Source organism: Allobosea sp. (assembly GCF_036675845.1).
In the GTDB taxonomy this organism is placed as follows: domain Bacteria; phylum Pseudomonadota; class Alphaproteobacteria; order Rhizobiales; family Beijerinckiaceae; genus Allobosea.
Genome location: NZ_JAKFED010000057.1, coordinates 1 through 25296, shown reverse-complemented (window position 1 = coordinate 25296; position 25296 = coordinate 1). Strand labels below are relative to the sequence as shown.

The following is a 25296-nucleotide window of genomic DNA, read 5'->3' as shown; positions in this document are numbered from 1 at the left end:
CATCTCACCCGCGGGCCAGGAGATACCAGGTCACCAGCCCGGCGACGCCGATCAGCATGGCGAAGGCATAGTGATAGACGAATCCGGTCTGCAGCCGGACGACGCGGTTGGTGACGTCGACCACCCGGGCGGAGATGCCATCCGGCCCCATGCCGTCGATGACGAAGCCGTCGCCCTTCTTCCAGAGGAACTTCCCGAGCCACATCGAAGGCTTCACGAACAGGAAGTCGTAGATCTCGTCGAAATACCACTTGTTGAGCAGGAAGCGGTACAGGACCGGGTTGGCGGCCGCCAGCTTGCCCGGCACGTCCGGCCGCAGCACGTACATGTAGAGCGCCAGCACGAAGCCGAGCACCATGGCGACGAAGGGCGACCAGACGACCCATTTCGGCACTTCGTGCATGGCGTGCAGGATGTGGTTGTCCTTGCCCGTGAACAGCGCACCCTTCCAGAACGCCTCGTAGTCGTGGCCGATGAAGGCCTCCTTGAAGGCGAAGCCGGCCGCGACCGCGCCGAGCGACAGCAAAGCGAGCGGGATCAGCATGGAGAGCGGGCTCTCATGCGGGGTGTGCTCGTGATGCCCGTGAGCGTCATCGCCATGCGCGGCATCGCCATGCGAGGCATGCGCGTGGTCGTCATGATGGCCGTGGGCCGCGTGCGTATGATCGTCATGGCCGTGCGCGTCATGACCATGGCCGGCCCAGCGCGGCTTGCCCTCGAAGGTCATGAAATAGAGCCGCCAGGAATAGAAGGAGGTGAAGCAGGCGGCGACCACCAGCAGCACGAAGGCATAGGAGCTGGCGAAACCGCCATGCGGCACCGAGGCAAAGGCGCTCTCGATGATCGCGTCCTTGGAGAAGTAGCCGGCGAAGAAGGGAAAGCCGGTCAGCGCCAGGGTGCCGATCGTCATCGCTGCGGCCGTCAGCGGGATGTGCTTCCGCAGGCCGCCCATGTTCCGCATGTCCTGCTCGTGATGCATCGCGTGGATGACCGAGCCGGCGCCCAGGAACAGCAGCGCCTTGAAGAAGGCGTGGGTGAAGAGGTGGAAGATGCCGGCCGAATAGGCGCCGACGCCGAGCGCGACGAACATGTAGCCGAGCTGCGAGCAGGTCGAATAGGCGATGACCCGCTTGATGTCGTTCTGGACGAGGCCGACCGTCGCGGCGAAGAAGGCCGTCGTCGCGCCGACCACGACCACGACGGTGAGCGCCACCGGGGCGTACTCGAAGATCGGCGACAGGCGCGCCACCATGAAGACGCCGGCGGTGACCATGGTCGCGGCATGGATCAGCGCCGAGACCGGGGTCGGCCCTTCCATCGCGTCCGGCAGCCAGGTGTGCAGCAGGAACTGCGCCGACTTGCCCATCGCGCCCATGAACAGCAGCAGGCAGGTCAGGGTCAGCGCGTTCCACTCATAGCCGAGGAAGCGGAAGGTCTGCGTGGTGAGCTCGCCGGCCCGCGGGAAGATCGCGTCGAAGGTCACCGCTCCGAACAGCACGAAGACCAGGAAGATGCCGAGCAGGAAGCCGAAATCGCCGATGCGGTTGACGATGAAGGCCTTCATCGCCGCGGCATTGGCCGAGGGCTTCTGGTACCAGAAGCCAATCAGCAGATAGGAGGCGAGACCGACGCCTTCCCAGCCGAAGAACATCTGGACCAGGTTGTCGGCCGTCACCAGCATCAGCATGGCGAAGGTGAACAGCGACAGATAGGCGAAGAAGCGCGGCCTATGCGGATCCTCGTGCATGTAGCCGATCGAGTAGAGGTGCACGAGCGACGACACGGTGTTGACGACGACCAGCATCACCACGGTCAGCGTGTCGATGCGGAAGGCCCAATCGGCGCGCAGATCGGCCGAGGCCATCCAGGTCGCGACCTGGATGCGGGTGGTGCCGGCGCCGAAGCCGACCTGGAACAGCGCGATCCAGGAGAGCAGCGCCGCGACCAGCAGCAGGGCCGTGGTGACGATCTCGGAGGCGCGCGCGCCGATCAGGCGGCCGAACAGGCCGGCGATCAGGAAGCCGATCAGAGGGAGGAAGACGATCGCGTGATACATGGCAGGATGCGGGCGCTGGCGGGCGCTCAGCCTTTCATCATGTTGATGTCTTCCACCGCGATCGTGCCGCGGTTGCGGAAGTAGACGACGAGGATGGCAAGGCCGATGGCGGCTTCGGCGGCCGCAACCGTCAGCACCAGGAGCGCGAAGACCTGGCCGACGATGTCGCCGAGGAAGCTCGAGAACGCGACGAAGTTGATGTTCACCGCGAGCAGGATCAGCTCGATCGACATCAGGATGACGATGACGTTCTTGCGGTTGATGAAGATGCCGAGCACGCCGAGCGTGAACAGGATCGCGCCAACCGCGAGATAATGGCCCAGGCCGATCATTACGCGAGCTCCTCGGGAACGCCGGCGCGCGACGGCACCTTCTTGACGTCCATCGCAGTGGCCTTGGTGCGGGCGTTCTGCGCGATGATGTCCTGGCGCTTGACGCCCGGCCGCTCGCGCAGCGTCAGCACGATGGCGCCGATCATGGCGACGAGCAGGACGAGCCCCGCCGCCTGGAAGTAGTAGATATACTGGGTGTAGAGCACCTGGCCGAGCGCCTCGGTGTTGCTGACATTGCTGGGAATCGCCGCGACGGGGGCGCGCACGATCTGCGGATCGATGGCCCAGGTGCCGACGACGAGCAGCAACTCGACCGCGAAGATCAGGCCGATCAGCGCGCCGATCGGCAGGTATTGCCCGAATCCCTGGCGGAACTCGGCGAAATCGACGTCGAGCATCATCACGACGAAGAGGAACAGCACCGCGACGGCGCCGACATAGACCACCACCAGCAGCATCGCCAGGAACTCGGCCCCGAGCAGCAGGAACAGGCCGGCGGCGTTGACGAAGGCGAGGATCAGGAACAGCACCGAATGGACGGGATTGCGCGCCGCCACCACCATCAGCCCGGAGGCGATGGTGATCCCGGAGAACAGATAGAAGAAAGCCGCTGCGGCATTCATCTTCGCCAGCCTTTCCGCCCGTCTCGGGCGGCCCTCGTTTTTCGTCGCGCGCCGGGACGTGAGTCCCGATGCAGTTTGGAGCGTCTATAGTCAGGCCTGCCGGGCGCGACAACCGCGCGCGCGGTCTGCGTCCTCAGCGATAAGGCGCGTCCATCGCGAGGTTGCGCGCGATCTCGCGTTCCCAGCGGGCGCCGTTCGCGAGCAGCCGGTCCTTGTCGTAGAACAGCTCCTCGCGCGTCTCGGTGGCGAATTCGAAATTCGGCCCCTCGACGATGGCATCGACCGGGCAGGCTTCCTGGCAGAAACCGCAATAGATGCACTTGGTCATGTCGATGTCGTAACGCGTCGTGCGCCGCGTGCCGTCATTGCGGCGCGGGCCGGCCTCGATGGTGATGGCCTGCGCCGGGCAGATCGCCTCGCAGAGCTTGCAGGCGATGCAGCGCTCCTCGCCGTTGGGATAGCGGCGCAGCGCGTGCTCGCCCCGGAAGCGCGGCGAGAGCTGCCCCTTTTCGAAGGGGTAGTTCAGCGTCGCCTTGGGCTTGAAGAAATAGCGCATCGACAGAACGAACGCGCCGACGAACTCCTTGAGGAGCAGTCCCTTGGCGGCTTGCGCGAGTGTCATCGCCTCTCGTCCCTCTTCATTCCCTTCAGCCGAAGAACGTCCGGCCGATCACATAACCAAAGATCGGCATGCCGCCGACCATCAACACCAGCAGGATGGCTTCGAGCCAGCGGATGCGCCGTTCGTAGTCATCGTGCTCGGCCTGCGTCTTCGAAGGGTTCGTCCGGCGCAGGCCTGCCGTGACGACGCCCGAGATCAACTTGTATTCGAGCCAGCCGAGCCCGAAGCCGATCAGGGCTCCGAGCGGGCCGGCCCAGCTTCCCACTACCGCACCGGCCCCCAGCCGGTGACCTGCAGCACCGCGGCGACGATCACGACCGAAGCCAGCGACAGCGGCAGGAAGACCTTCCAGCCCAGCCGCATCAGCTGGTCGTAGCGGTAGCGCGGCACGAAGGCCTTCACCATCGCGAACATGAAGAAGACCAGGCAGACCTTGAGCGCGAACCAGAACACGCCCGGCAGCCAAGTGAAGGGCGCCACCGGGAACGGCGGCAGCCAGCCCCCGAGGAACAGGATCGTGGTCAGCGAGCACATGGTCATGATCGCCACGTATTCGCCGAGCATGAACAGCAGATACGGGGTCGAGGCGTATTCGACCATGAAGCCGGCGACGAGCTCCGATTCGGCCTCCGGCAGGTCGAAGGGCGGGCGGTTCGTCTCGGCCAGCGCCGAGATGAAGAAGACCACGAACATCGGGAAGAGCGGCAGCCAGTACCAGCCGAACAGGCCGGCGCTGGAGTTCTGCGCCTCGACCACGGCCGAGAGGTTCAGCGAGCCGACGCAGAGCAGCACCGTGATGATCACGAAGCCGATCGAGACCTCATAGGAGACCATCTGCGCCGCCGAGCGCAGCGCGCCCATGAACGGGTATTTCGAGTTCGAGGCCCAGCCACCCATGATGACGCCATAGATGCCGAGCGAGGAGATCGCGAGGATATAGAGCACGCCGACATTGATGTCGGCGATGGCCCAGCCCTCGGCGATCGGGATCACCGCCCAGGCCGCGAGCGCCAGCACGCAGGAGACCAGCGGCGCCAGCAGGAAGACGCCCTTGTTGGCGCCGGAGGGGATGATCGGCTCCTTGAAGACGAACTTCAAAAGGTCGGCGAAGCTCTGGAACAGGCCGAACGGCCCGACCACGTTGGGGCCGCGCCGAAGCTGCACCGCCGCCCAGATCTTGCGGTCGGCGAGCAGGATGAAGGCGATGAAGACGAGCAGGCAGACCAGCAGGAGCAGGCTCTTGCCGGCCATGATCGCAAGATCGAGGACGAGGTCCCAGTTCATCTCAGGCTTACTCCGCCGCCTGCCGGAGCCGGCCGGAGGCCAGCGCCGAGCATTCCGCCATCACGGCCGAAGCGCGCGCGATCGGGTTGGTCGAATAGAAATCGCTCACGGCGGAGACGAAGCCCGCCTTCCCGGTCGCTCCGCCGAGGCCGGCGAGCTGCGAAAGACCGGCGACATCGCCCGCTTTGACCGCGTCCACCGCCGCAAGATGCGGATGCGCGGCATAGAGCGCCTGGCGCAGCGCGCCGAGCGAGTCGAAGGGCAGCGCCTTGCCGAGGGCGGCCGAGAGCGCCCGCAGGATCGCCCAGTCGTCCTTGGCGTCGCCGGGCGGGAAGGTGGCGCGGGCCGCCATCTGCACCCGCCCTTCGGTGTTGACATAGGTGCCGGACTTCTCGGTGTAGGTGGCGCCGGGCAGGATCACGTCGGCGCGGTGGGCGCCCTTGTCGCCATGGCTGCCCTGATAGATCACGAAGGCGCCGGCCGGCACCTCGACCTCGTCGGCGCCGAGCAGATAGAGCACGTCGAGCGCGCCAGCGGCGGTCATGCCGCCGACATCCTGGCCACCCTCGCCCGGCACAAAGCCGAGGTCGAGCCCGCCGACCCGCGCCGCCGCGGTGTGCAGCACGCCAAAGCCGTTCCAGCCCTCCTTGACCGCGCCCAGCACCTGGGCCGCCTTGGCGGCGAGCGAGAGCACGGCCGCGCCGTCGGCGCGGGCGAGAGCGCCCTGCCCGACCAGGACCAGCGGCCGCTCGCCGGCGCCAGGGGCGCGCTTGACCAGATCGGCCAGCGTCTCGGGGCCGGCGCCGAGATAGTCATGGGCATAGGTCAGGTCGACGGGCTCGCCGATGACCGAGACCTTGAAATCGCCACGCAGCCAGCGCTTGCGGATGCGGGCATTGATGATCGCCGCTTCCTTGCGCGGATTGGCGCCGATGATCAGCAGCGAAGTCGCGTCCTCGATCCCGGCGATGCCGGCATTGAGGATGTAGCTGGCGCGCCCGAACTTCGGATCGAGCCTGGCGCCGTCCTGGCGGCAGTCGAGATTGGCCGAGCCCAGGCCCGCGATCAGCGCCTTCAGCGCGAACATCTCCTCGACCGCGGCGAGATCGCCGGCGATGGCGCCGATGCGCTCCGGCTTGGCCGCCTTGAGCTTGCCGGCGACCAGGCCAAGCGCCTCGCTCCAGCTCGCGGCGCGAAGCGCCCCGTTCTCACGGATATAGGGGCGGTCGAGCCGCTGCGTCTTCAGGCCGTCGGCGATGTGGCGGGTCTTGTCCGAAATCCATTCCTCGTTCACCGCCTCGTTGATGCGCGGCAGGACGCGCATCACCTCGCGGCCGCGGGAATCGACGCGGATCGCCGAGCCGACCGCGTCCATCACGTCGACGGATTCGGTCTTGGTCAGTTCCCAGGGCCGGGCCTTGTTCTGGTAGGGCCGCGAGGTCAGCGCGCCGACGGGGCAGAGATCGACGACATTGCCCTGCAGTTCGGAGCTCATCGCCTGTTCGAGATAGGTGGTGATCTCCATGTCCTCGCCGCGGCCGATGGCGCCGAGATCGGTGGCGCCGGCGACCTCGGTGGTGAAGCGGACGCAGCGCGTGCAATGGATGCAGCGCGTCATCTCGGTCTTCACCAGCGGGCCGATATACTTGTCCTCGACGGCGCGCTTGTTCTCGGCATAGCGCGAACTGTCGACGCCATAGGCCATCGCCTGGTCCTGCAGGTCGCACTCGCCGCCCTGGTCGCAGATCGGGCAGTCGAGCGGGTGGTTGATGAGCAGGAACTCCATCACCCCCTCGCGCGCCTTCTTGACCATGGGCGAGCGGGTCGAGACGACCGGCGGCTCGCCATTGGGGCCGGGACGCAGGTCACGCACGCCGATGGCGCAGGAGGCCTGCGGCTTGGGCGGGCCGCCCTTCACCTCGACCAGGCACATGCGGCAGTTGCCGGCGATCGAGAGCCGCTCATGGAAGCAGAAGCGCGGCACCTCGGCGCCCGCAGCCTCACAGGCCTGGAGCAGCGTGTACTCCGGCGGAACGTCGACCTCGATGCCGTCGATGAGGAGTTTGGTCATGGTCTCACTCCGCCGCCATGAGCCTGACCGGCTCACCATGCGGGTTGGCGGCATAATCGTCGATGCGCTGCTCGATCTCGTGGCGGAAATGGTTGATCAGGCCCTGGATCGGCCAGGCGGCAGCATCGCCCAGCGCGCAGATGGTGTGGCCCTCGATCTGCTTCGAAACGTCGAGCAGCATGTCGATCTCGCGCTTCTGCGCCCGCCCCTCGGCCATGCGGCTGACGACGCGCCACATCCAGCCGGTGCCCTCGCGGCAGGGCGTGCACTGGCCGCAGCTCTCATGCTTGTAGAAATAGCTGATGCGGGCGATGGCGCGGATGATGTCGGTGGACTTGTCCATCACGATCACCGCCGCGGTGCCGAGGCCGGACTTCAGCTTGGAGAGCGAGTCGAAATCCATCGGCGTGTCGATGATCTGCTCGGCCGGCACCATGCGCACCGAGGAGCCGCCGGGGATGACCGCCTTGAGATTGTCCCAGCCGCCGCGGATGCCGCCGCAATGGCGCTCGATCAGCTCGCGAAAGGTCAGGCCCATCGCCTCTTCGACATTGCAGGGCTTGTTCACATGCCCCGAGACGCAGAACAGCTTGGTGCCGACATTGTTCGGCGTGCCGATCGACGAGAACCAGCTCGCGCCGCGGCGCAGGATGGTCGGCGCCACCGCGATCGACTCGACGTTGTTGACGGTGGTCGGGCAGCCATAGAGGCCGACATTGGCCGGGAAAGGCGGCTTCAGCCGCGGCATGCCCTTCTTGCCCTCGAGGCTCTCGAGCAGCGCCGTCTCCTCGCCGCAGATATAGGCGCCGGCGCCGTGATGCACATAGAGATCAAAGGGATAGCCGTGCTTGTTGTTCTTGCCGATGAGGTTTGCCGCATAAGCCTCGTCGACGGCGCGCTGCAGCGCCTCGCGCTCGCGGATATATTCGCCGCGGATGTAGATATAGGCCGCATGCGCGCCCATCGCGAAGGAGGCGATCAGGCAGCCCTCGACCAGCGTATGCGGGTCGTTGCGCATGATCTCGCGGTCCTTGCAGGTGCCGGGCTCCGATTCGTCGGCGTTGACGACGAGGTAATGCGGGCGCCCGTCGCTCTGCTTGGGCATGAACGACCATTTCAGCCCGGTCGGGAAGCCGGCGCCGCCGCGGCCGCGCAGGCCCGACTTCTTCATCTCGTCGATGATCCAGTCGCGGCCCTGCTCGAGCAGGAACTTGGTGCCGTCCCAGGCACCGCGCTGCATGGCGCCTTTCAGCGACAGGTCATGCCGGCCGTAGAGATTGGTGAAGATGCGGTCGCGATCTGCGAGCATGGTCCTTGCCTCACTTCACCGGCTTGTCGCCGAGGGCCGATTCCGGCCGCCAGCCGGTCGCGAGCTTCCTGGCCTGGCTGATCCAGTCGTCACGAACCGCCCTGCCCTTGAATCCGGTCAGGCGCGCATCGACCCAGGCCAGCTCGGCCGGGGTCCAGGCGGCGACCTGGTCGAAGTGCCAGACGCCCATCGCGTTCAGCATCTTCGCCAGCTTCGGCCCGACGCCCCAGATCAGCTCGAGATCGTCGGGCTTGCTATTGCGGGCCGCGACAAGCAGCGCGGGCTTGGTTTCCGCGACAGAGCTGGCTTCGGCCGGCTTGGGCGCAGCAGGAGCAGCCGCCTTGACGGCTCGCGCGGGCTTGGCGGCTTGCGCAGGCTTGGCAGCTTCCGTCGCCTTGGGCTCAGCGTCATTGATCGCCTTGCCGGTGGCGGAAGGCGTGTCCTGCGCGGCGCTCGCCGGCTGGGCCGGAGCCGAAGGCTTCGGACGGCCAGGCGTCGCCGCCTCGGGGGCCGGCGCCGTCTTGGTATCGGTCGGGCCGGCCTTGCCGGTCGCTGCGGCAGCCTCGGCCTCGGCCTTCGCCTTGGCTTCGGCGGCCGCCTTCTCGCTGGCGATCTTGATCGCGGTCTCTTCGCGCTGCTTGGCGATGCGCTTCTGCCAGTCGCCGGCGCCGATCACCGAGCCGTCATAGAGCGCGGCGTCCTTCAGCGTCTCGCCGCCGCCGACGGGCTCCGAGCAGGAGCGGTCGATCTGCGGGCCGGGCTTGGTCGGGCGGCCATGGCGCAGGTCGTCGAGCAAGGCGCGGAAATTATCCGGCGTCAGGTCTTCGTAATAGTCGAAATTGATCTGCGCCATCGGCGCGTTGCAGCAGGCGCCGAGGCACTCGACCTCGAGCCAGGAGAGCTTGCCGTCGGCCGTCACGGTCGATTGCGGGCCGATGACGTCCTCGCAAACCTTCTTCAGCGCCTCCGCGCCGCGCAGGGCGCAGGGCGTCGTGCCGCAGAGCTGGATATAATGCTCGCCGACCGGCTGCAGGTTGAACATGGTGTAGAAGGTCGCGATCTCCAGCACGCGCATCGGCGCCATGGCGAGCTTCTTCGCGACAGCCTCGATCGCGGCGCGCGGCACCCAGCCATCATGCTGCTCCTGCGCCTTCCAGAGGAGCGGGATCACGGCCGAGGCCTGGCGGCCTTCCGGATACTTGGCGATCTGCTGGTCGGCCCAGTTCTCGTTCGCCGGATCGAAGGCGAAGGCGGCGGGCTGGACTGAATCGGGCGCGAGACGACGGACGGACATCAGCGGTCCACCTCACCAAAGACGATGTCGAGAGAGCCGAGGATGGCGGAGACGTCCGCCAGCATGTGCTTGCGGCACATGAAATCCATGGCCTGGAGATGGGCGAAGCCCGGCGCCTTGATCTTGCAGCGATAGGGCTTGTTGGTGCCGTCGGAGACGAGATAGACGCCGAACTCGCCCTTGGGCGCCTCCACCGCGGCATAGACCTCGCCCTCGGGCACCCTGTAGCCCTCGGTATAGAGCTTGAAGTGGTGGATCAGCGCTTCCATCGAGCGCTTCATCTCGCCGCGCTTGGGCGGCACCATCTTGCCGTCGAGCGAGGAGACCGGCCCGCCGCCATCGGCGCCCAGGAGCTTCTCGCAGCACTGCTTCATGATCGAGACAGACTGGCGCATCTCTTCCATGCGGATGCAGTAACGGTCGTAGCAGTCGCCGTTCTTGCCGATGGGGATGTCGAAATCCATCTCCTCATAGCATTCATAGGGTTGGCTCTTGCGCAGGTCCCAGGCGGCGCCGGAGCCGCGCACCATCACGCCCGAAAAGCCCCATTTCCAGCAGGTCTCGAGATCGACGACGCCGATGTCGACATTGCGCTGCTTGAAGATGCGGTTGTCGGTGAGCAGGGTCTCGAGATCGTCACAGACCTTGAGGAACGGGTCGCACCATTCGGCGATGTCGTGGATCAGCGAGGTCGGCAGGTCCTGATGGACGCCGCCGGGCCGGACATAGGCCGCGTGCATGCGCGCGCCGCAGGCCCGCTCATAGAAGATCATCAGCTTCTCGCGCTCCTCGAAGCCCCAGAGCGGCGGGGTCAGGGCGCCGACGTCCATGGCCTGCGTGGTGACGTTGAGGATGTGCGAGAGGATGCGGCCGATCTCGGAATAGAGCACGCGGATGAGCTGGCCGCGGCGCGGCACGGTGACGCCCATCAGCTTCTCGACGGCAAGCGAATAGGCATGCTCCTGGTTCATCGGCGCGACATAGTCGAGCCGGTCGAAATAGGGCAGCGCCTGCAGATAGGTCTTGGCCTCGATCAGCTTCTCGGTGCCGCGATGCAGCAGGCCGATATGCGGGTCGACGCGCTCGACGATCTCGCCGTCGAGCTCCAGCACGAGGCGCAGCACGCCGTGCGCCGCCGGGTGCTGCGGGCCGAAATTGATCGAGAAATTGCGGATGTTGTGTTCGGTCATTCTCAGCCCGCCTGTTTCGCGGCGAATTCGGCGATCACCTGCTCACCGGTCTTGCGCGGCCGCTCCCCTGCGAAGGCATAGAGAGCAGGCTTCTCGTCGATGAAGATCTCCTCGGCGAAACTCACCGGGGGCAGATCGTCGAAGCTCTGGTAGGCGATGGCGACATGGCCGCTCTCGCCACCCTGGAAGCGCCAGAACAGGCTGGTGCCGCAGTCCCTGCAGAACAGCCGCTCGGCCCATTCGGAGGAAGCGTAACGGCCAAGCGCTTTCTCGTCCGCGACCTTGAGGTCGTGGCACGGCACCGACATGAAGACGCCGCCGCTCCAGCGCCGGCACATGCGGCAATGGCAGACGTCCATCTCCGGCTTTTCGGGAACCGCCGTGTAGCGCACCGCGCCACACAGGCATCCCCCTGAGACTCTCGCAGCTTCGCCCATCGCTCAGCCCGCCTTGGCCTTCTCGTCGCCCGGCAGGACGTATTCCGTCCCTTCCCAGGGCGAGAGAAAGTCGAAGTTGCGGAACTCCTGGTTCAGCTTCACCGGCTCGTAGACGACGCGCTTCTGCTCGTCGTCATAGCGGACCTCGACGAAGCCCGTCAGCGGGAAGTCCTTGCGCAGCGGATAGCCCTCGAAACCGTAATCGGTGAGGATGCGGCGCAGGTCCGGATGGCCCGAAAACAGGATGCCGTAGAAATCATAGGCCTCGCGCTCGTACCAGTTGGCCGCCGGGAAGACCTCGATCACCGAGGGGACGGGAGTCGCCTCGTCGGTCTGGACCTTGACCCGGACGCGCTGGTTATGGCGCGGGGAAAGCAGGTGGTAGACGACGTCGAAGCGCTTCTCGCGACCGGGATAGTCGGCACCGGCGATGTCGGTGAAATTGACGAAGCGGAAGCGCGGATCGTCATAGAGCGTCCGCAGCACCTGCACGATGGCGCTGGCCTGCGCCTCGACAGTCAGCTCGCCGAAGGCGACGAGCGCCTTCGTGACCGCGCCGGGCAGCGCCGCCTTGATCTCTTCGCCCAATGTCACGAGCGCTTCGCTCATCATCTCACCTTCGGTCGCCCCACCCGCGTCATGGTCGGGCTTGGCCCGGCCATCTCGTGCAGGATTGGGCTTTGTCCCGTCCAACCCGCGCCTCTCCGTCAGGAGATGGTCGGGCCAAGCCCGACCATGGCGCATACATACTACCGCTCGATCGTCCCGGTGCGCCGGATCTTCTTCTGCAGCAGCAGCACGCCATAAAGCAGCGCCTCCGCCGTCGGCGGGCAACCCGGCACGTAGATGTCGATCGGCACGATGCGGTCGCAGCCGCGCACCACCGAATAGCTGTAGTGGTAATAGCCGCCGCCATTGGCGCAGGAGCCCATCGAGATGACGTAGCGCGGCTCCGGCATCTGGTCGTAGACCTTGCGCAGCGCCGGAGCCATCTTGTTGGTCAGCGTGCCGGCGACGATCATCACGTCCGACTGCCGCGGACTGGCGCGCGGGGCGAAGCCGAAGCGCTCGACGTCGTAGCGCGGCATCGAGAGCTGCATCATCTCGACCGCGCAACAGGCGAGGCCGAAGGTCATCCACATCAGCGAGCCGGTGCGCGACCAGTTGATCAGGTCGTCCGTGGCGGTGACGAGGAAGCCCTTGTCGGCCAACTCGTTGTTGATCTGGGTGAAGAAGGGATCGCGCGCGCCGACCGGCTTGCCGTCCGGGCCGAGCAGGCCCCTGGGCGCGGGCGCGACGAGCGGATCACCGCGATCGATCGCTGTCATGGCCATCAGTTCGACCTTCCGGGTTTCGGCGAATCCAACAATGCCGACGGCACGCAGGCAGGCTCACGCGACAAGATGATCAATCCCATTCGAGCGCACCCTTGCGCCATTCATAGACGAATCCGACGGTCAGCACGCCGAGGAAGATCATCATCGACCAGAAGCCGAACCAGCCGAGCCCGCCGAAAGCGACGGCCCAGGGGAAGAGGAAGGCGACCTCGAGGTCGAAGATGATGAAAAGGATGGCGACCAGATAGAAGCGGACGTCGAACTTCATGCGTGCGTCGTCGAAGGCGTTGAAGCCGCACTCATAGGCCGAGAGCTTCTCCGGGTCCGGCTTGGAATAAGCGACGGCGAAGGGCGCAATCAGCAAGGCCAGCCCGATCACCAGCGACAGGCCGATAAAGATCGCCAGCGGCAGGTAGTCGGACAGCAGGGACTGCACAGGAAGAGCTTGCATCTGTCACCCCGCAAAGCCGGCGCGCCGGCTGCGCGCCCAATCTCGCCAGTCGATTAGACCCTGCTTTAGAATCACGCAAGGGTTTGCCGCGTCGCACAAAGCGCCCAGCGCCATGCCGCCGCCGCATGCAGCTGCGGCATGGCGGCGGGAGGGGGCAATTCGCGTCGTGTCGCCGGATTTTCAAGCGCGCCCGTCGGAAACGCAAGCCGGCGGTTGTCGCGCCGCACGCAATCATGGCAGACCGCCCCTAACGTCAGCGCCCACCGGATCCTCCACGATTCGCGCGGCCATCGGCCGATCGGCCACGCCGGAGGATGTTTTTCAGCGATGACGATGCCGCCTGCGGAGGAAGATCCCGCCCCGAGATCGGCTGCCTGCGTGGCGGAGCCGGCATGGTGCGGCTGAGCCGCGGATTGACCGCGCTGGCGCTCGCCTTGCTCGTGCTGGCGGCGCCGGCGATGGCGCAGACCATGCGTGCGCCGCTGCCCCCGGAGCGCCCCTTCGACCTCGACCTCGCGACAGGCCCCGGCCAACCGGCCATCGTCGTATCGGCGCAGCCGGAGCCCGGAGCCGCCGTGCCGGGCCCGACACTGGCGCAGCCCGATGACGACGAGGGGCCGGAATGGCCGCAGCGCACGCCCGGGCAGGCCGAGGAGGAGCCGGCCTTCGACCCGGAGGAGAAGCCGGAGCGGCCGGGCATCTCGACCGACCCCGGGACGTCGATCGTCTGCCTGCCGCCGGTGCTGAAGTCGGTCCTCGGCAAGATCGCCGCCAAGTTCGGAGCGGTGAAGGTGACCTCCTCCTGGCGCCCACCCTGGCGGGCGCGGCGCGGCTCCTATCACAAGCGCTGCGAGGCGATGGATTTCCGGGTGCCGGGCGTCAGGCCGCGCATCGTTCTCGACTATGCCCGCGCCCTGCCCGAGGTCGGCGGCCACAAGGTCTACTGGAACGGGCTAATTCACATCGACACCGGGCCAAGACGGCCCTGGTGAGAACGCCGCGGCGCGAAACGCGGCGTGCTGGCGCACCACGCGCGGCATGCTACAGCTTGGACAAAGCGCTGGGGAGCTGAAGAGGGCATGACGAAACCGGGCAAAGCCAGCGGCATTCCGGCCCGCCTCGTCATCCTGTCGCTCGTCGCGGTGATCGTCATTCCGGGCATCGCCTTCGCCGGCCTGCTGCTCCAGCGCTTCGCGCAGTCGGAGACCGAGCGCTACCGCCAGGAGGCGCGCGAGGTCGCGAGCGCCGCAGCCTCGATCCTCGACCGATATCTCGGTGGCTGGCAGACCACGCTGCAGACGCTGGCGACATCCGAGAATCTGCGCACCCGCAATTTTGAGGCGTTCTATCGCCAAGCCACGCTCGTCAAGCATTTCGCCGGCGCCGAAATCGGCCTGCGCCGCCTCGACGGCGAGCAGATCGTCAACACGCGCTTCCCGTTCGGCGCGCAACTGCCGACCTATCAGTTCGACGTCGACGGCGAGGCGATCTCGGCCCGCAAGCCGGTGATTTCGAACGTTTTCATCGGAGCGCAAACGCACGAGCCGCTGGTCACGATGATCATCCCGCTCGAATTCGACGGCCGACCGGAATTCCTGCTGCATATCAGCACCGACACGCAAAGACTGCACGACGTGCTGAAGCCGGTGATTCCCGCGAACTGGCTCGTTGCAGTCGGCGACAGGCGCGGCCAGTTCGTCACGCGCTCGGAAGATCATGCCGCCTATAGCGGCAAGCCGGGCGTGCCGGCCTTCCTCGAGAAGGCCGTCGGCCCCAGCGGCAATTTCGAGGGCCGGAGCGCGAAGGGCGAGCCGGTACTGGTCGGCTATGTCCGGTCCGACCTGGCAGACTGGCTCGTCGCCGCGAGCATCCACCAGAGCATCATTGCACAGCCGCTCAGCACGGCGCTGCTGTCCCTCGTCGCCTTCGGGCTCGCGGCGCTGGTCATCGCCTCCCTGATCGCTCTGTGGCTATGGCGCCTGATCGGCAGCCCCCTGGCGATCCTGACCGAGGCGAGCGGCCGGCTCGGCCGGCTGGAGGCGCCGATCACGGCGCCGACGCGGTTGCGTGAATTCGTCGCGCTGCGCGATTCGCTGTCGGCCGCTTCGGAGCAGATCCGCCTCGACAGCGCGGCGCTGGAGGAGCGCGTCGCTGCGCGCACGCGCGAGCTGGCGGAGAGCAATGCCCAGCTCGCCGCGGAAATCGGGCAGCGCGCCAAGATCGAGACCATGCTGGTCCAGGCCCAGAAGATGGAGGCGATCGGCAACCTGACCGGCGGCGTCGCCCATGACTTCAACAATCTGCTGCAGGTCATCGGTGGCAACCTCCAGCTGCTGGCGCGCGAAATCCCCGACAACGACAAGGCGCAGGCGCGCATCGAAAAGGCGATGGCCGGTGTCGCGCGCGGCTCCCACCTCGCCTCGCAGCTCCTCGCCTTCGGGCGGCGCCAGCCGCTGGAGCCGAAGGTCGTCAATGTCGGTCGCCTGATCCGCGGCATGGACGACCTGCTGCGCCGGACGCTCGGCGAGGCGGTCGAGATCGAGACGATCATCGCCGGCGGGCTTTGGAACACGCTCGTCGACCCGGCCAACCTCGAGAACGCCATTCTCAACCTGGCGATCAATTCGCGCGACGCCATGGCTGGCGGCGGCCGGCTGACGGTCGAGGCCGGGAACGCCTTTCTCGACGATGCCTATGCCGCGGGCCACGCCGATGTGAATGCCGGCCAATATGTCCAGATCGCGGTAAGCGACACCGGCAGCGGCATGACCCGAGAGGTGATCGAACAGGTGTTCGAGCCGTTTTTCTCGACCAAGCCCGAGGGCAAGGGCACCGGCCTCGGGCTCTCCATGGTCTACGGCTTCGTCAAGCAGTCGGGCGGCCATGTGAAGGTCTATAGCGAGCCCGGCCAGGGCACGACGCTGAAGCTCTATCTGCCGCGCTCGGCGCAGGCGGAGGACATCCCCGTCGAGGTCGACACGGGGCCGGTCGTCGGCGGCAGCGAGACCATCCTCGTCGTGGAGGACGACGACGCCGTGCGAGACACGGTCATCGCCCTGCTCGACGGGCTCGGCTACGACGTGCTGAAGGCGCCCGATGCGCAAAGCGCGCTCGTCGTCGTCGAGAGCGGGGTCGCGATCGACCTGCTCTTCACCGACGTGGTGATGCCCGGCCCGCTGAAGAGCGCCGAGCTCGCGCGCAAGGCTCGGGAAAGGCTGCCGCAGCTCAGCGTGCTGTTCACCTCCGGCTATACCGAGAACTCGATCGTCCATGGCGGAAGGCTCGACGCCGGCGTCAACCTGCTCTCCAAGCCCTATGCGCACGATGCGCTGGCGCGGAAAATCCGGCAGGTACTGGCCCGTGACGGCAAGATGCCGAAATCCGAGGCGGCCAGACCGGAGGCGGCTGGTCCGGCGCAGACGATCTACACCGTGCTGGTCTGCGAGGACGAGGCGCTGATCCGGCTCGACACTGTCGACCTGCTGCAGGAGCTCGGACATATCACCGTCGAGGCGGAGAACGGCCTGCAGGCGCTGGCGCTGCTGGCGAACCGCAACATCGACATCCTGATGACCGATGTCGGCCTGCCCGACCTGCGAGGCGACGAGCTGGCGCGCCGGGCGAGGCAGATCCGGCCGGATCAGCCTGTCGTATTCGTCACCGGTCATGGCGAGGTGCCCGGTTTCGAGGATGAGCCGTACACGGTGCTGCTCAAGAAGCCCTATGCCTTCGAGGCGCTGGAGCGGGCGATCGCCGCGGTGACGGCGATGGCGCCGGCCGAAGGCTGATTCTCCGCGCCGCCGACCTCGCATACGAGGGTTTTGGTGCAGGCAAGGTTTTGTGCAGGCAAGGTTTTGGGCGGGCAAGGCTTGAAGGCTGGATGGCGAGGCCTTAAACGGCTGCTGCGGGGCGGTTAGCTCAGTCGGTAGAGCATCTCGTTTACACCGAGAGGGTCGGCGGTTCGAGCCCGTCACCGCCCACCAGTCTTCACGCAGCGCTCCGATGCGAGCCGCTCCAGCCTGGCCAAGCCGCAGCAATGCCGCCTGACGCCGGGCCGGACGCATCCATTCTCCATGAACACAGATTCCAAACGTCTCACCGGCCCAGGCTTGCGCCGGCGCGCGATCGGACCGAGGGCAGATTCGCGATCCGCCGAAGGCATCCTCCCCGCTTTTCTCGCGGCCGCCTCCCTGTGCCAGGAATCCGGCCCCACGGAGATGCGGAAAACCGCCGTCTTCAGGGCCAATCGCGCTGCCTGCTGTGGAAGCTTCGATTTGGTGGCCGCTGGCGCTTGACACTTCCGGCCGGGCGCCATAATCCCAACCCCGCTGAGGCCGAGGCCTTCAGCCGCCCGCGCGGGCGTAGCTCAGTTGGTTAGAGTGCCGGCCTGTCACGCCGGAGGTCGCGGGTTCGAGCCCCGTCGCCCGCGCCACGTTTTCCAAACATTCCCAATCGCTTACATCAGGCCGCTGCTGCGATTCCGTTGCCAGTCCGGGATTCCCTTCCGGCACTATTCGGAATTGCGAGCCGCCTTCGTTCGCGGCATGCGCCCTGCCGCGGCAACGCCGCCAGTTTTTTCCCGATGCCCTGGGAACGCATAAGGCCGCTCGACAAGGGCGGTGGGCCGCCCGATTCTGTCGCGGCGCAATGGCTGGCTCGCGAGGACGCCTTGAACGATGACGCCGCGCTGATCGTCTATGATGGCGATTGCATCTTCTGCCGGAGCTATGTCCGCCTGATCCGGCTGCGCGAGGCCGTGGGCAAGGTCGAGCTGATCGATTCGCGCTCCGGCGACCCTCGCATCGCCGCCTATCGACGGCAGGGCTACGATCTCAACGAGGGCATGCTCTTCGTCTGGGCCGGGAAGGTCCATCACGGCGCGGAGGCGGTGCATGTGCTTGCGAAGCTGACAGACCCGGCTGGCCGCTTCAGCAGGCTCAACCGGGCGATCTTCGCCAACCGGGCCGCGGCGCGCCTGCTCTACCCGTTCCTGAAGGCCGGCCGCCGGCTGACACTGCGGCTGCGCGGCAAGAGGCAGTTTCCGAGCTGAGCCATGCCCCGGCTCGATGCCGAGGCGCACGGCCTTCGCAGGGCGCGGCCGCGACGTGCCGGCCGCTTCGCCACGCCAAAAGAAAAGGCCGCCGGCGCGAGCCGGCGGCCTCCTCTCTTTGCAATGCTCTGGCCTCAGAGCCGGATCCGATCAGGTTGAATCAACCTGATCGGTAAATCCGCCTCTGAACTAGCGATAGAGAACGCGTGATCCGATCAGATTGCACAGCAATCTGATCGGCGCGGGCTCTAGTGGGCGACCAGGCCCGTCGCGGCGTCGTCCTCGGCGGCCTTCGGCGTCGTCGCCTTCAGGTCCTCTTCCCAGACGATCGGCGTCGGCTGGCGCACCAGCGCGTGCTGGAGCACCTGGTCCATGCGCGACACCGGGACGATCTCGAGGCCGTTCTTCACCGACTTCGGCAGGTCGACCAGGTCCTTGGCGTTGTCCTCCGGGATCAGCACCTTCTTGATGCCGCCGCGGAGCGCCGCGAGCAGCTTCTCCTTCAGGCCGCCGATCGGCAGCACCCTGCCCCGCAGCGTCACCTCGCCGGTCATGGCGAGATCGCGACGGGTCGGGATGCCGGTAAGCACGGAGACGATGGCTGTCGCCATCGCGATGCCGGCAGACGGGCCGTCCTTCGGGGTCGCACCCTCGGGAACGTGGACGTGGATGTCGCGCCGGTCGAACAGCGGCGGCTCGACGCCGAAATCGATGGCGCGGGAGCGGACGTAAGAAGCCGCCGCCGAGATCGATTCCTTCATCACGTCGCGCAGGTTGCCGGTGACGGTCATCCTGCCCTTGCCGGGCATCATCACGCCTTCGATCGTCAGCAGCTCGCCGCCGACCTCGGTCCAGGCGAGCCCAGTGACGACGCCGACCTGATCCTCGGTCTCCGCCTCGCCATAGCGGAAGCGCGGCGGGCCGAGATACTCCTCGAGCACCGGGGTGGTGACGGCGATCTTCTTCTTCTTCGACAGCACGATCTCCTTCACCGCCTTGCGGACGGTGTTGGCGAGCTCGCGCTCGAGGTTGCGGACGCCGGCCTCGCGCGTATAGCGCCGGATCAGCGTCATCAGGGCCTCGTCGTCGATCGACCATTCCTTCGATTCCAGGCCGTGCTTCTTGATCGTGCCCGGGATCAGGTGCCGGCGTGCGATCTCGAGCTTCTCGTCCTCGGTGTAACCGGCGATGCGGATCACCTCCATCCGGTCCAGCAGCGCCGGCGGGATGTTGAGCGTGTTGGCCGTGGTGACGAACATCACGTTCGAGAGATCGTAGTCGACCTCGAGATAGTGGTCGTTGAAGGCCGAGTTCTGCTCCGGATCGAGCACCTCGAGCAGGGCCGCCGACGGATCGCCGCGGAAGTCCTGGCCCATCTTGTCGATCTCGTCGAGCAGGATCAGCGGGTTCGCCGTCTTGGCCTTCTTCATAGACTGGATGATCTTGCCGGGCATCGAGCCGATATAGGTGCGGCGGTGGCCGCGGATCTCGGCCTCGTCACGCACGCCGCCGAGCGACATGCGCACGAACTCACGGCCGGTCGCCTTGGCGATCGACTTGCCGAGCGAGGTCTTGCCGACGCCCGGAGGGCCGACGAGGCACAGGATCGGGCCGGCGAGCCGGTTGGCGCGCTGCTGCACGGCGAGGTACTCGACGATCCGGTCCTTGACCTTGTCGAGGCCGAAGTGATCGTCGTCGAGCATGTCCTGCGCGGCCTTGAGATCCTTCTTGATCTTCGACTTCTTGCCCCACGGGATACCGAGCAGCCAGTCGAGATAATTGCGCACGACGGTGGCTTCCGCCGACATCGGCGACATCTGGCGCAGCTTCTTGACCTCGGCGATCGCCTTGTCGCGCGCCTCCTTGGTCAGCTTGGTCTTGGCGATGCGCTCTTCCAGCTCGGCCAGCTCGTCACGGCCTTCCTCGCCGTCGCCGAGCTCCTTCTGGATCGCCTTCATCTGCTCGTTGAGGTAGTACTCGCGCTGGGTCTTCTCCATCTGGCGCTTGACGCGCGAGCGGATGCGCTTCTCGACCTGGAGCACCGACATCTCGCTCTCCATCAGCGAGAGCACCTTTTCCAGCCGGTGCGCGACGTTCATCACCTCGAGCACGGCCTGGCGGTCGGCGATCTTCACCGCGAGATGCGAGGCGACGGTGTCGGCGAGCTTGGCCGGCTCGTCGATCTGCGACACGGCAGCGACGATCTCGGGCGAGATCTTCTTGTTGAGCTTCACATAGCTCTCGAACTCGCTGATCACCGAACGGCCGAGCGCCTCGACCTCGACCTTCTTGCCGGACTCCTCTTCGAGCGCGACCGCCTCGGCTTGGTAGAAGCTGTCATCGGCGCTGTAGGCCAGCGCCTTGGCGCGGCCGACGCCCTCGACCAGCACCTTGACGGTGGAGTCGGGGAGCTTCAGCAGCTGCAGCACGCGGGCGAGCGTGCCGATCTCGTAGATATCCTTGGTCTCCGGATCGTCGTCGCCGGCATTCTTCTGAGTGGCGAGCAGGATCAGTCCGTCGTTCTTGACCACCTCCTCGAGCGCGCGAATGGATTTCTCGCGGCCGACGAAGAGCGGCACGATCATGTGCGGGAAAACGACGATGTCGCGCAGCGGCAGAACCGGATAGGTGCCGGTCGTGCCGGGGACGAGCGGAACGCGGGGCGTCGAGCCAGTCATGTCTTGTCCTTCAAGTTTTCGCCCGACCGATCCCCTGGATGGGCGACCGAACCGGACGTGCCGCGCCGGCGCGACCATTCGCGCCAACCGCCCCTGCGAATCGCGCCCTCAACAGGCACGCGAGTCTCGCAGGTGATGCTAAGGTGGATGCTTCCCCGCCGGCTTTCAAGCGACGCTCCGGCGAAGTCCACCGCAGCTTCCGCCGCATGCCCGGACACGAGAGCGTGATCCCGGCAGGTGGCTGAAGCAATTCACGAGCAGCGCGCCCGCCGCCTCGACAAAGCAAAACGCGCGCCATGCGGCGCGCGTCTCAAACCGGCGCAGCCGGGTGTCATTTCAGGCCGAGGCCGACTTGGCCTCTTCTTCCCTGTCCGAGTAGATGAACAGAGGACGCGACTTGGTCTCGACGGCCTCCGGCCCGATGACGATCTGCTCGACGCCTTCCAGCCCGGGCAGCTCGTACATGGTCTCGAGCAGGATGCCTTCCATGATCGAGCGCAGGCCGCGCGCGCCGGTCTTGCGCTCGATCGCCTTGCGCGCGATCAGGCTGACCGCCTCCTCGGTGAAGGTCAGCTCGGTGTCCTCCATCTCGAACAGGCGCTGATACTGCTTGACCAGCGCGTTCTTCGGTTCGGTCAGGATGGTCTTGAGCGCCGCCTCGTCGAGGTCCTCCAGCGTCGCCAGCACGGGCAGACGGCCGACGAACTCCGGGATCAGCCCGAACTTGAGCAGATCCTCGGGCTCGACCTCGCGGAAGATCGCGCCGGTGCGGCGGTCGTCGGGCGCCTTCACGGTCGCGCCGAAGCCGATCGAGGTGCCCTTGCCGCGGCTGGAGATGATCTTGTCCAGCCCGGCGAAGGCGCCGCCGCAGATGAACAGGATGTTGGTGGTGTCGACCTGCAGGAACTCCTGCTGCGGATGCTTGCGCCCGCCCTGCGGCGGCACGGAGGCGACGGTGCCTTCCATGATCTTGAGCAGCGCCTGCTGGACACCCTCGCCCGAGACGTCGCGGGTGATCGAGGGGTTGTCCGACTTGCGGCTGATCTTGTCGATCTCGTCGATGTAGACGATGCCGCGCTGGGCCCGCTCGACATTGTAGTCGGAGGCCTGGAGCAGCTTCAGGATGATGTTCTCGACATCCTCGCCGACATAGCCGGCCTCGGTCAGCGTCGTCGCATCGGCCATGGTGAAGGGCACGTCGAGGATGCGGGCGAGCGTCTGCGCGAGCAGCGTCTTGCCCGAGCCGGTCGGCCCGATCAGCAGGATGTTCGACTTGGCGAGCTCGACGTCATTGTGCTTCGAGGCGTGCGAAAGCCGCTTGTAATGGTTGTGGACAGCGACCGAGAGCACCTTCTTGGCGTGGTCCTGGCCGATGACGTAGTCGTCCAGCACCTTGCGAATCTCGCGCGGAGTCGGCACGCCGTCCTTCGACTTGACGAGCGCGGACTTCGATTCCTCACGGATGATGTCCATGCAGAGCTCGACGCATTCGTCGCAGATGAACACGGTCGGACCCGCAATCAGCTTGCGGACCTCGTGCTGGCTCTTGCCGCAGAAGGAGCAGTAGAGCGTGCTCTTCGAATCGCCGCTGCTGACCTTACTCATTGTCGATCTCCATCTCGGGAGACGAAGCCAGCCACCGAATAACGGCAAGCCGATGTCGTCTCTCCGTCATAGTAGCCGCTCAGATCACGATTATTAGGTTAACGCGTCGCTCTGGCGCAGGCGGCGACGAAACTGACCCAAAACCGGACCGCTCAAGCGCCCTATGCGCCCTTCCGATTCCCTCATGCAAACATGAGGCCTAGTGATAGGCAATATGGCCCCTCCTGCACGGCACGCCAACCCTTGGCGCGCCGGAAGGACGGGATCGTTCAGGCGACCTCTTCCGGCCGCCTGTCGATGACCTTGTCGATCAGGCCGAAATCGCGCGCCTGCTCGGAGGTCATGAAATTGTCGCGCTCCAGCGCCCCCTCGATATCCTCATAGGAGCGGCCGGTGTGCCGGACATAGATCTCGTTCAGGCGCCGCTTCAGGCTCTCGACCTCGCGGGCATGGATGAGGATGTCGGTGACCTGGCCCTGGAAGCCGCCCGAGGGCTGGTGCACCATGATCCGGGCGTTCGGCAGCGCAAAGCGCATGTCCTTGGCGCCGGCGGTGAGCAGGAGCGAGCCCATCGAGGCGGCCTGGCCGACGCAGAGCGTCGTCACCGGGCAGCGGATGAACTGCATGGTGTCGTAGATCGACAGGCCGGAGGTGACCACGCCGCCGGGCGAGTTGATATAGAAGGAGATTTCCTTCTTGGGGTTCTCGGCCTCGAGGAAGAGCAGCTGCGCCACGATCAGCGAGGCGGAATAGTCCTCGACCGGGCCGGTGAGGAAGATGATCCGCTCACGCAGCAGGCGCGAATAGATGTCGAAGGCGCGCTCGCCGCGGCTCGACTGCTCGACCACCATCGGGACGAGATTGTTGTAGGTCTCGATTGGGTCGCGCATCATGGCTAGTCCTCGAGGTGCAGGGGGCGGGAATCAGCCGCTATCGGCGAAGAGCCCCACATAAGCATGCCGGTCCCGCCTGCAAAGGGAAACGCCGCCCGGCCGAAGCCGCGCGGCGTCGAAATCAAAACGTGGTTTCCAGCCCGGCTCAGGCCGAGGCCTCGTCGCTGGCGGCGGCCTTCTTGGCCTTCTTGGCCTTGGCCGGCTTGGCCTTCGCCTCGCCTTCCGCCTCGTCGTCGGCATAGAGCTCCTCGCGGGAGACCGTCTTGTCCTCGATTTTCACCTGGCCGAGCAGATGGTCGACGACCTTCTCCTCGAAGATCGGGGCGCGGATCTCGGCGAGCGCCTGCGGGTTCTTGCGGTAGAACTCCCAGACTTCCTTCTCCTGGCCGGGGAACTGGCGGGCGCGCTCGATCAGCGCCTGCGTCACTTCGTCATCGGCGATCTGGATCTTGGCCTGCTCGCCGATCTCGGCCAGCACCAGGCCGAGCCGGACGCGGCGCTCGGCGATCTTGCGGTACTCGGCGCGGGCCTCGTCCTCGGTGGTGTCCTCGTCGGCGAAGCTCTTCTTCGCGTCCTTCATGTCGGCCTCGACCTGGCTCCAGACGCTGCCGAACTCCTGGTCGACCAGGGTCGGGGGCAGCTCGAAGGCGTATTTGGTGTCGAGCGCGTCGAGCAGGCTCTTCTTCAGCTTGCGGCGCGACTGGGTGCCGAGCTCGCGGCCGAGCTGCTCGCGGATCGCCGCCTTCAGCGCGTCGAGCGACTCCATGCCGAAGCCCTTGGCGAGCTCGTCGTCGATCTTGAGCTCGCCCGGCGCCTGCACGTCGTCGACGGTGACGGCGAACTCGGCCGGCTTACCGGCGAGATGGGTGGCGGTGTAGTTCTCGGGGAAGGTCACCGAGACGGTGCGCTGCTCGCCCTTCTTGGCGCCCTCGAGCTGGTCCTCGAAGCCGGGGATGAACTGGCCGGCACCGAGATCGAGCGGGATGCCTGAGCCGGTGCCGCCGTCGAAGGGCTTGCCCTCGAGCGTGCCGGTGAAGGAGATCAGCAGGCGGTCGCCCTTGGCGGCGACGGCGTCGTCGCCCTTGCTGGCGAAGGGGCGGTTCTGGCCGGCCATGCGCTCGAGAGCGGCGTCGACATCGGCCTCGGGGGTCTCGGCGACCGGCTTGACCAGCGCCACGTCCGAGAGGTCGGCGAGCTCGATCTTCGGCAGCACCTCGAGGGCGACCGTGAAGGCGAGGTCGCCCTTGGCTTCCATCGCGGCCTCGATCTCGTCCTTGTTCTCGGGGAACTTGATCTGCGGCTCGAAGGCGAGCTTCAGGCCGTTATCGGCGACGATCTTCTGGTTGGCCTCGTTGACGGCGTTCTGGACGACATCGGCCATGACCGAGCGGCCATAGAGCCGGCGCAGATGGCCGACCGGGACCTTGCCGGGGCGGAAGCCGTTGATCTTGGCCTTGCCCTGCAGGTTCTGCAGCTCGTCATCGAGCCTCGTCTTGAGGTCGGCGGCGTTCAGCACCACCTGGAACTCGCGCTTGAGGCCCTGGGACAGGGTTTCGGTCACGTTCATCGTTCTGATCCGCCAACAGCTCGTTACTTCAATGTCCAAAGCGCGACGCCGGGTGACCGCCGCCGCGCTCGCGAAATCCGAATCCTGGTGCGGGCGGAGGGACTCGAACCCCCACGACTTGCGCCGGCGGAACCTAAATCCGCTGCGTCTACCAGTTCCGCCACGCCCGCCGACCCGATGCGCCGCGTGCGAGCAAACGCAGCGCCGCTATCATTGGGCCGCGGTGCTATACGCATTTCGGACGGAGGATGCAGCAAAAAAATGCGACGGTTCTGCGAAGGTTATCGCCCACAGGGTGCTCTCGCCAGCGCTGGCGGCCCGCGCTATGTCGCTTTGCCATGAAAACCGAACTCCCCGCGCCCGGCGCAGAGGCCAGACCGAATCGCCGCGAGGCGCTCGCCGGCATCGCCGGCCTGGCCGCGCTCGCCGTCGCGGCGCCGGCCGGCGCGCAAACCGCGATGGCCACCGCCGCTCCGGCAATGGAGCCGGCGGCTCGC

Annotated in this window: 21 protein-coding genes and 3 tRNA genes; 5 read left to right on the top strand and 19 right to left on the bottom strand. The window is 66.4% G+C overall.

What is annotated here, in order from left to right; translation table 11 throughout:
- Positions 1 to 4: 4 nt before the first annotated feature.
- From nuoL to V6M56_RS06295, 14 genes are all read right to left on the bottom strand, one after another.
- Positions 5 to 2056, bottom strand: a complete 2052-nt coding sequence (nuoL, locus tag V6M56_RS06360; protein WP_332682206.1) for an NADH-quinone oxidoreductase subunit L — start codon at positions 2054 to 2056, stop codon at positions 5 to 7.
- Between the two features lie 26 nt (positions 2057 to 2082).
- Positions 2083 to 2388, bottom strand: coding sequence for an NADH-quinone oxidoreductase subunit NuoK (gene nuoK / locus V6M56_RS06355; protein ID WP_332682205.1), 306 nt, complete (start codon positions 2386 to 2388; stop codon positions 2083 to 2085).
- Positions 2388 to 3011, bottom strand: coding sequence for an NADH-quinone oxidoreductase subunit J (locus tag V6M56_RS06350; RefSeq protein WP_332682203.1), 624 nt, complete (start codon positions 3009 to 3011; stop codon positions 2388 to 2390). Before V6M56_RS06350 ends, nuoK begins: the two co-directional genes overlap by 1 nt.
- Before the next feature lie 133 nt (positions 3012 to 3144).
- A complete protein-coding gene (gene nuoI / locus V6M56_RS06345) occupies positions 3145 to 3633 on the bottom strand; it encodes an NADH-quinone oxidoreductase subunit NuoI (protein ID WP_332682202.1) in 489 nt (162 codons plus the stop codon).
- Between the two features lie 25 nt (positions 3634 to 3658).
- The gene (locus tag V6M56_RS06340) at positions 3659 to 3898 is read right to left on the bottom strand and encodes a hypothetical protein (RefSeq protein ID WP_332682200.1); all 240 of its coding nucleotides are present in this window, start codon (positions 3896 to 3898) and stop codon (positions 3659 to 3661) included.
- Entirely contained in the window at positions 3898 to 4917 is a 1020-nt protein-coding gene (gene nuoH / locus V6M56_RS06335) for an NADH-quinone oxidoreductase subunit NuoH (RefSeq protein ID WP_332682198.1), read from the bottom strand. The genes V6M56_RS06340 and nuoH overlap by 1 nt, the downstream gene beginning before the upstream one ends.
- A gap of 7 nt (positions 4918 to 4924) precedes the next feature.
- Positions 4925 to 6988: an NADH-quinone oxidoreductase subunit NuoG gene (gene nuoG, locus V6M56_RS06330; protein ID WP_332682197.1), complete on the bottom strand. Its 2064-nt coding sequence runs from the start codon at positions 6986 to 6988 to the stop codon at positions 4925 to 4927.
- Positions 6989 to 6992: 4 nt separating this feature from the next.
- A complete protein-coding gene (gene nuoF, locus V6M56_RS06325) occupies positions 6993 to 8297 on the bottom strand; it encodes an NADH-quinone oxidoreductase subunit NuoF (protein WP_332682196.1) in 1305 nt (434 codons plus the stop codon).
- 10 nt (positions 8298 to 8307) lie between these two features.
- Complete coding sequence (gene nuoE, locus V6M56_RS06320) at positions 8308 to 9591, bottom strand: NADH-quinone oxidoreductase subunit NuoE (RefSeq protein ID WP_332682194.1); 1284 nt, start codon at positions 9589 to 9591, stop codon at positions 8308 to 8310.
- Complete coding sequence (locus V6M56_RS06315) at positions 9591 to 10781, bottom strand: NADH-quinone oxidoreductase subunit D (RefSeq protein ID WP_332682192.1); 1191 nt, start codon at positions 10779 to 10781, stop codon at positions 9591 to 9593. The genes nuoE and V6M56_RS06315 overlap by 1 nt, the downstream gene beginning before the upstream one ends.
- Positions 10782 to 10783: 2 nt before the next feature.
- Positions 10784 to 11218: a GFA family protein gene (locus V6M56_RS06310; protein ID WP_442881091.1), complete on the bottom strand. Its 435-nt coding sequence runs from the start codon at positions 11216 to 11218 to the stop codon at positions 10784 to 10786.
- 3 nt (positions 11219 to 11221) lie between these two features.
- Positions 11222 to 11827, bottom strand: a complete 606-nt coding sequence (locus V6M56_RS06305) for an NADH-quinone oxidoreductase subunit C (RefSeq protein WP_332682189.1) — start codon at positions 11825 to 11827, stop codon at positions 11222 to 11224.
- Between the two features lie 140 nt (positions 11828 to 11967).
- Positions 11968 to 12546, bottom strand: coding sequence for a NuoB/complex I 20 kDa subunit family protein (locus V6M56_RS06300; RefSeq protein ID WP_332682188.1), 579 nt, complete (start codon positions 12544 to 12546; stop codon positions 11968 to 11970).
- A gap of 79 nt (positions 12547 to 12625) precedes the next feature.
- Positions 12626 to 12991, bottom strand: a complete 366-nt coding sequence (locus tag V6M56_RS06295; protein WP_332682269.1) for an NADH-quinone oxidoreductase subunit A — start codon at positions 12989 to 12991, stop codon at positions 12626 to 12628.
- A 407-nt stretch (positions 12992 to 13398) separates the two neighbouring features.
- Between V6M56_RS06295 and V6M56_RS06290 the strand changes: the two genes are divergently transcribed.
- The 5 genes from V6M56_RS06290 to V6M56_RS06270 all read left to right on the top strand — a co-directional run bounded on the left by V6M56_RS06290 (position 13399) and on the right by V6M56_RS06270 (position 18056).
- Positions 13399 to 13998 (top strand): YcbK family protein, encoded by a 600-nt coding sequence (locus V6M56_RS06290; RefSeq protein ID WP_332682186.1) that lies wholly within the window; start codon positions 13399 to 13401, stop codon positions 13996 to 13998.
- A gap of 87 nt (positions 13999 to 14085) precedes the next feature.
- Complete coding sequence (locus V6M56_RS06285; protein WP_332682184.1) at positions 14086 to 16794, top strand: response regulator; 2709 nt, start codon at positions 14086 to 14088, stop codon at positions 16792 to 16794.
- 119 nt (positions 16795 to 16913) lie between these two features.
- Positions 16914 to 16989, top strand: a tRNA-Val gene (locus V6M56_RS06280).
- Between the two features lie 372 nt (positions 16990 to 17361).
- Positions 17362 to 17438: transfer RNA gene (locus V6M56_RS06275), tRNA-Asp, on the top strand.
- 237 nt (positions 17439 to 17675) lie between these two features.
- A complete protein-coding gene (locus V6M56_RS06270) occupies positions 17676 to 18056 on the top strand; it encodes a thiol-disulfide oxidoreductase DCC family protein (protein WP_332682183.1) in 381 nt (126 codons plus the stop codon).
- A 248-nt stretch (positions 18057 to 18304) separates the two neighbouring features.
- Here V6M56_RS06270 and lon read toward each other — a convergent pair whose 3' ends face one another.
- From lon to V6M56_RS06245, 5 genes are all read right to left on the bottom strand, one after another.
- Positions 18305 to 20734 carry an endopeptidase La gene (gene lon / locus V6M56_RS06265; protein WP_332682182.1) on the bottom strand — a complete coding sequence of 810 codons (2430 nt, stop codon included), beginning with the start codon at positions 20732 to 20734 and terminating at the stop codon, positions 18305 to 18307.
- 336 nt (positions 20735 to 21070) lie between these two features.
- Positions 21071 to 22339 (bottom strand): ATP-dependent Clp protease ATP-binding subunit ClpX, encoded by a 1269-nt coding sequence (gene clpX, locus V6M56_RS06260; RefSeq protein ID WP_332682180.1) that lies wholly within the window; start codon positions 22337 to 22339, stop codon positions 21071 to 21073.
- Between the two features lie 269 nt (positions 22340 to 22608).
- On the bottom strand, positions 22609 to 23229 hold the full coding sequence (locus V6M56_RS06255) for an ATP-dependent Clp protease proteolytic subunit (protein WP_332682268.1): 621 nt from the start codon (positions 23227 to 23229) through the stop codon (positions 22609 to 22611).
- Between the two features lie 148 nt (positions 23230 to 23377).
- The gene (gene tig, locus V6M56_RS06250) at positions 23378 to 24799 is read right to left on the bottom strand and encodes a trigger factor (RefSeq protein WP_332682178.1); all 1422 of its coding nucleotides are present in this window, start codon (positions 24797 to 24799) and stop codon (positions 23378 to 23380) included.
- 85 nt (positions 24800 to 24884) lie between these two features.
- Positions 24885 to 24969 (bottom strand) — tRNA-Leu (locus V6M56_RS06245).
- Positions 24970 to 25296: the final 327 nt, after the last annotated feature.